This window comes from Rugamonas sp., from assembly GCF_025354735.1.
Taxonomy (GTDB): domain Bacteria; phylum Pseudomonadota; class Gammaproteobacteria; order Burkholderiales; family Burkholderiaceae_D; genus Rugamonas.
In genome coordinates this window covers 1-5,492 of sequence record NZ_JANXMI010000229.1, presented here as the reverse complement: position 1 = coordinate 5,492, position 5,492 = coordinate 1, and the positions used below count along the sequence as shown (strand labels likewise).

Genomic DNA, 5,492 nt, shown 5'->3' with positions numbered 1-5,492 from the left:
GCGGAACTGCGCCACCGAATAGGCGTCGAGCGGATCGAGGATGTCGATCAGGTGGTGCGGCACGGCGGCGCGTTCGGCGCGCGTCGGCTTGGCGGTGCCGATGTCCATGCCGCGATAGACCAGCGCCGAATCGACGGAGATGATCTCGGACGGAATGCGCTGCGCGATGGCCAGCGCGGCGGCGGTCTTGCCGGACGCCGTCGGCCCCATGATGGCGACGGCCGGCGGCCGCGCCGTGGCGTCGATGTCTTGAGTGCTCATGCCTGGATCGCCCATGCTCATTGGCCGCGCAGGAACAGCTTGTCGAGCGCGCCGATGTCCACCTGCACCCAGGTCGGGCGGCCGTGGTTGCACTGGTCGGCGCGTTCGGTGCTTTCCATCTGGCGCAGCAGCGCGTTCATTTCCTGGGTCGATAAAATGCGGTTGGCGCGCACCGCCGTGTGGCAGGCGAGGGTGCCGAGCAGCTCGTTGCGGCGCTCGATCAGCACGCGCGAGCCGCCGTATTCGCGCACGTCGCGCAGCACGTCGCGCGCCAGCGTCTGGGCGTCGGCGTTCTTCAGCAGCACCGGCACCGAGCGCACCGCCAGCGTCGTCGGCGACAGCATGGCGATGTCGAAGCCCAGCGCCTGCAAGGTCTCCTGGTTTTCCTGCGCCGTGCCCACTTCAATGGCGTCGGCGTAGAAGGTGACGGGAATGAGCAGCGGCTGCACCTGCATCTGCTGGCCGGAGACCTGGTTGTCGAGCGCCGTTTTCAGTTGTTCGTAGAGGATGCGTTCGTGCGCGGCGTGCATGTCGACCAGCACCAGGCCCTTGATGTTCTGCGCCAGGATGTAGATGCCGTGCAGTTGCGCCAGCGCGAAGCCGAGCGGGAATTCTTCCTGCGCCATCGCTTCCGGCGAGACCGTGAACGGCGCGGCCTGGGGCAGCGTGCGGTCGTAGTCGGCGCCGAAGGTGTCGGCGCGGCCGGCGCCGGCTTCGGCGCCGCCGCGGAACAGCGCGCCGTAGCTGGTGGCGTTCTGCGCGACGCCGCCGCCGCTACCGGCGCCGCCGCCGTATCCGCCCGCACCGCCGCCCGCGCCGCCGCCGCGCGATGGTCCGAACGGCGAGGGCGAAAACGTCGGCGTGTACGTCGGCGAGAGCAGCGATCCGAACGAGGTTTGCTGGTGCTCGCGGGCCGACAGCGAGGCGCCGCCCAGCGTATCGGCCGCCGGCAAGGGCGATGGCACGCTGCCGTGCGAGGTGGCCGAGGTCTGCGCCAGCGCGCGCTGCACCGCGTGGAACACGAACTGGTGGACGGCGCGGCCGTCGCGGAAGCGCACTTCGATTTTCGACGGGTGGACGTTGACGTCGACCAGCGCCGGGTCGAGGTCGAGCGCCAGCACGTAGGACGGGAAGCGGTCGCCGTGCAGCACGTCCTCGTACGCGGCCTTGACGGCGTGGACCAGCACCTTGTCGCGCACGAAGCGGCCGTTCACGTAGAAGAACTGGCCGTCGGCGCGCGCCTTGGACGCCGTCGGCAGGCCGGCGTAGCCGTGGATGCGCAGCGGGCCGGCCGTTTCGTCGATCGGCAGGCGCGCCTCGGCGAAGCCGTCGCCGAGGATGTGGGCGCTGCGCTTGGCCAGCTCGCTGATGTTCCAGTGGTCGATGGTGCGGCCGTTGTGGGTCAGCGAGAACGACACGTCGGGCCGCGCCAGCGCGATGCGGCGCACGACTTCGGCGCAGTGGCCGAATTCGGTCTGTTCGGATTTTAAAAATTTGCGGCGCGCCGGCGTGTTGAAGTACAGGTCCAGCACATCGACGGTGGTGCCGTGCGGGCCGGACGACGGCGCCACGGTGCCGAGGTGGGAGCCGACGATTTCCCAGGCGTGGGCCGCGTCGGCCGTGCGCGAGGTCAGCGTGACGGCGGCCACCGAGGCGATCGACGCCAGCGCTTCGCCGCGAAAGCCCAGCGTGCCGACGTTTTCGAGGTCGTTGAGGGAGGCGATTTTCGAGGTGGCGTGGCGGGCCAGCGCCAGCGGCAGCTGTTCGGGCGCGATGCCGCGGCCGTTGTCGGTGATGGCGATGCGTTTGACGCCGCCTTCTTCGAGCCGCACGGTGATCTGCGTGGCGCCGGAATCGAGCGCGTTTTCCAGCAGCTCCTTGACCACGGCCGACGGCCGCTCGACCACTTCGCCGGCGGCGATCTGGGATATTAGTTGGTCGGGCAGGGCCTGGATGGGGCGGGGCGGAAGAAGGGTGGTGTCGGGCGCGTTCATGCTGCGATTATAACGGGTTGAGGGGCCCGGATCGTGGCGGCGGGTTTTGGCGCGGCTTGATATGGAGGTGAGCCGGCGGCGGCGACTCCGTGGCTAAAACCGCGTCTGATCCCGTAACTACCCCGTCGCCGCGCCGGTGCCGCGCTTTATTTGCCCTGCTCGCGCACGGGGATCGGTGCGTTGCACAGGTCGATGTAGCCGGCGGCGACCTTGGTCCACGGGCCGCCGCGGTTGCGCTGCGCTTCGATGGCGGCGGCGTAGGTGGCGCTGTCGGTGCGCATCACTTCGAGCCGGCTGCGCTCCGCTTCCGGCACCTCGGACGCCAGCCGCACCGTCTTGATCGTCGTGTACTGCTCCGGTTTTTCGTAAAAGCCCAGCGGGCCGGTGCCGCGCGGCAGCGCCGTCAGCAGCGCCATGCCGGAGACGACGCGTCCGACCACGGTGATGTTGCGGTCGAGCTGGCGCGGCGCGTGGCCGCTGACGGCGTACAGGCCGCTGCCGTTGCCGCTGTCGCTGTCGTTGTCGCGCGCGACGCCGACCATGCCGTAGCAGTGCGCCAGCCACGTGGCGCCGGTCTTGGGATCGCGTCCGGCCGGGAAGCCGTCGGCGTGGCCGATCTGCGGCGCGTAGCCGTCAACGTCGGGCTGGCGCACGAAGTGCTGCGCTTTCGTCATCGGCACCGTGAATTCGGCGGCCACCTTGTCCTTGGCCGATCCCAGCGATTTCGGCTGCGCTTCGTCCGGGTCGCCCCACTGGGCGACGAAGTTGTCCTGCGAGCGCAGCACGGCGAGGCCGTCGTAATAGTGTTCGCGCGCCAGCGTCTCGATGTTGGCCACGTTCCGCGGCGCGAACGCGGGCGCCAGTTCGATGACGACGCGGCCGGCCGGCAGTTCCATGTACAGCGTGCGCTCCGGGTCCAGCGGGCGCCAGTCGTCCGCCGTGGAGGCTTTGATGATGTCGCTCAGCGTGGCCTTGGCCGGCGGCGCGCCCTTGGCGGTGGACGCGGCGGGGCGGGAGGATGTGGTGGACGCCGCCGCATGCGCTGGTGCGGCCACGAGTGCGCCCAGCGCCAACGCCAGCGCGGCGGCGCGGCTGGTGCAGCCGGTGGTGCGGCGCGCGCATCGCGCTTCCGCCTGCGGGCTGGCGGCGCGGGCCGGGTGTGGGGTGGGGGCGGTGAGCGGCGGTACGGGCATCCAGGGTCTCCTTGTGCATGGGCGCGCGCGGCGGCGCGGGGTCGGGGCATTGTAAACTGAAAAATGATCGTTTTGGAAACTACCAGTATTCAGCCATAGCCTTGGCCGGTGGTGTATTATTCCGCCGCTACCTTTATGGAATATATATGGATTTTGTGCACCTGCTGGACCTGCTCATTCACGTCGATCGCTCGCTTGGCGACCTGATCCATCAATATGGCACGCTGGTGTATGCGGTGCTGTTTGCCATTATCTTTTGCGAGACCGGCCTGGTCGTGCTGTTCTTCTTCCCCGGCGACACGTTGCTGTTCATCGCCGGCGCCTTTTGCGCCGCCGGACAGATGAACCTGGCGCTGCTGATGCTGCTGCTGGTGACGGCGGCCACCGGCGGCAACACGCTCAATTACTGGATCGGCGAGGCCATCGGCCACCGCCTGTTCACGCAGGACTATCGCTGGATCAACAAGGACGCGCTGCGCCGCACCCACGATTTCTTCGAGCGCCACGGCGGCAAGACCATCGTGCTGGCGCGCTTCGTGCCGGTGGTGCGCACCTTTGCGCCGCTGGTGGCCGGCGTGTCCGACATGACCCATACGCGCTTCCAGATGTACAACCTGACCGGCGCGGTGCTGTGGGTGGTGGCGTTGACGACGGCCGGCTACTTCTTCGGCAATATCCCGCTGGTGCGCGAACACTTGACGGCCATCGTGCTGTTCGGCTGCGGCGTGGCGGTGGTGCCGATGGCGCTGGGCGGCTTGTGGAAACTGTCGCGCAAGATGCTCAAGCGCTGAGCGGCCTGCCGCTTTTCATAACATAGTGTAAATTTTTTCTGCGTCCGACTGCCCTGCGGACTCAAGTTTTGCCCTAATGCATCCGTATACCAGTAGGTAATTCTATACTTCTGGATATCCATGCGTACTTCGATCGCCCTGATTGCCTGCTGCTTCGTCATTGCGACGGCAAACGCGGCCGATCCTCCTTCCTCGTCGGAACACGGCGGGTCCAAGCCGATCGCCTCGATCCGGCCGAACGCGCCGGGGTCATCGGGCGCGGCGTCATCCTCGTCGGCTTCAAGCTCGGCCTCGGCCGCCTCCTCCGGTCCGATGGGCAAGGGGCGCGCGCCGGTGCTGTCCCAGCGCGAGCGCGAAGACCAGGCCGAGGCCGAGCTGTCGGCCAAGATCGCGGCGCGCCTGACCATCATGCGCGCCAACCAGGCGGCGCGCATCGCGCAGCAGGCCAGGGCCAAAAAGGCGGCCGCCATCATCGCCGCCACGCCGCCGCCGCCACCGCCGCCGCGCCACGGCACGCACTGGGCCTACGAGGGCGAGGACGGTCCGGCCAACTGGAACAAGGTCAATGTCGACTGGGCCCGCTGCGGCAGCGGCAGCCGCCAGTCGCCCATCGATATCCGCGACGGCATGAAGGTCGACCTGGAGCAGATCACCTTCGATTACCATCCCTCCTCGTTCAGCGTGACCGACAACGGCCACACGGTGCAGGTGCAGGTCGGCGGCGGCAATTTCATCACGGTGCAGAACCGCATGTACGAGCTGACGGAATTCCATTTCCACCGGCCGTCGGAGGAGCGCATCAACGGCCGCGGCTATGAGATGGTGGCGCATCTGGTGCACCGCGACGGCGAGGGCCACCTGGCCGTGCTGGCGCTGCTGATGGAGCGCGGCAAGCCGCAGAGCGCGGTCCAGACCGTGTGGAATAATCTGCCGCTGGAAAAATTCGACACGGCGGCGCCGTCCATCGTGCTCGATCCGAACGACCTGCTGCCGCAGCGGCGCGATTATTTTACGTTCATGGGGTCGATGACGACGCCGCCCTGCGACGAGGGCGTGCTGTGGCTGGTGATGAAGGAGCCGATCCAGGCTTCGCCGGCGCAGATGGCCTTGTTCAGCCGCCTGTATCCCTACAATGCGCGGCCGGTGCAGCCGAGTTCGGGGCGCATCATCAAGGAGTCGAATTAGGCCGCAGCGTACATTGGAGCCGCGTACATCGGGGTCAGACCACGGTTTCGAATGAATCTCGCGAAACC

General features: G+C 67.8%; 5 protein-coding genes. 2 read left to right on the top strand and 3 right to left on the bottom strand.

Features of this window, described 5'->3' with window-relative positions; all coding sequences use genetic code 11:
• The 3 genes from Q0S71_RS18490 to Q0S71_RS18480 form a co-directional block, all read right to left on the bottom strand.
• On the bottom strand, positions 1-261 hold a 261-nt coding region (locus Q0S71_RS18490), incomplete at its 3' end, for an isopentenyl transferase family protein (protein ID WP_295999096.1).
• Positions 262-278: 17 nt separating this feature from the next.
• Positions 279-2,255: a DNA mismatch repair endonuclease MutL gene (mutL, locus tag Q0S71_RS18485; protein ID WP_295999092.1), complete on the bottom strand. Its 1,977-nt coding sequence runs from the start codon at positions 2,253-2,255 to the stop codon at positions 279-281.
• Positions 2,256-2,401: 146 nt separating this feature from the next.
• Positions 2,402-3,448, bottom strand: coding sequence for a peptidylprolyl isomerase (locus Q0S71_RS18480; RefSeq protein WP_295999089.1), 1,047 nt, complete (start codon positions 3,446-3,448; stop codon positions 2,402-2,404).
• Between the two features lie 146 nt (positions 3,449-3,594).
• On the opposite strand from Q0S71_RS18480, the gene Q0S71_RS18475 reads away from it, so the two are divergent.
• Both Q0S71_RS18475 and Q0S71_RS18470 read left to right on the top strand, forming a co-directional pair.
• Complete coding sequence (locus Q0S71_RS18475; protein WP_295999085.1) at positions 3,595-4,239, top strand: VTT domain-containing protein; 645 nt, start codon at positions 3,595-3,597, stop codon at positions 4,237-4,239.
• A gap of 120 nt (positions 4,240-4,359) precedes the next feature.
• Positions 4,360-5,424, top strand: coding sequence for a carbonic anhydrase (locus Q0S71_RS18470; protein ID WP_295999080.1), 1,065 nt, complete (start codon positions 4,360-4,362; stop codon positions 5,422-5,424).
• Positions 5,425-5,492: the final 68 nt, after the last annotated feature.

Bases quoted from the DNA above. Each gene is read 5' to 3' on its own strand.
- Q0S71_RS18475 (WP_295999085.1), top strand. From the start codon at position 3,595: ATGGATTTTGTGCACCTGCTGGACCTGCTCATTCACGTCGATCGCTCG.
- Q0S71_RS18480 (WP_295999089.1), bottom strand. From the start codon at position 3,448: ATGCCCGTACCGCCGCTCACCGCCCCCACCCCACACCCGGCCCGCGCC.
- mutL (WP_295999092.1), bottom strand. From the start codon at position 2,255: ATGAACGCGCCCGACACCACCCTTCTTCCGCCCCGCCCCATCCAGGCC.
- Q0S71_RS18470 (WP_295999080.1), top strand. From the start codon at position 4,360: ATGCGTACTTCGATCGCCCTGATTGCCTGCTGCTTCGTCATTGCGACG.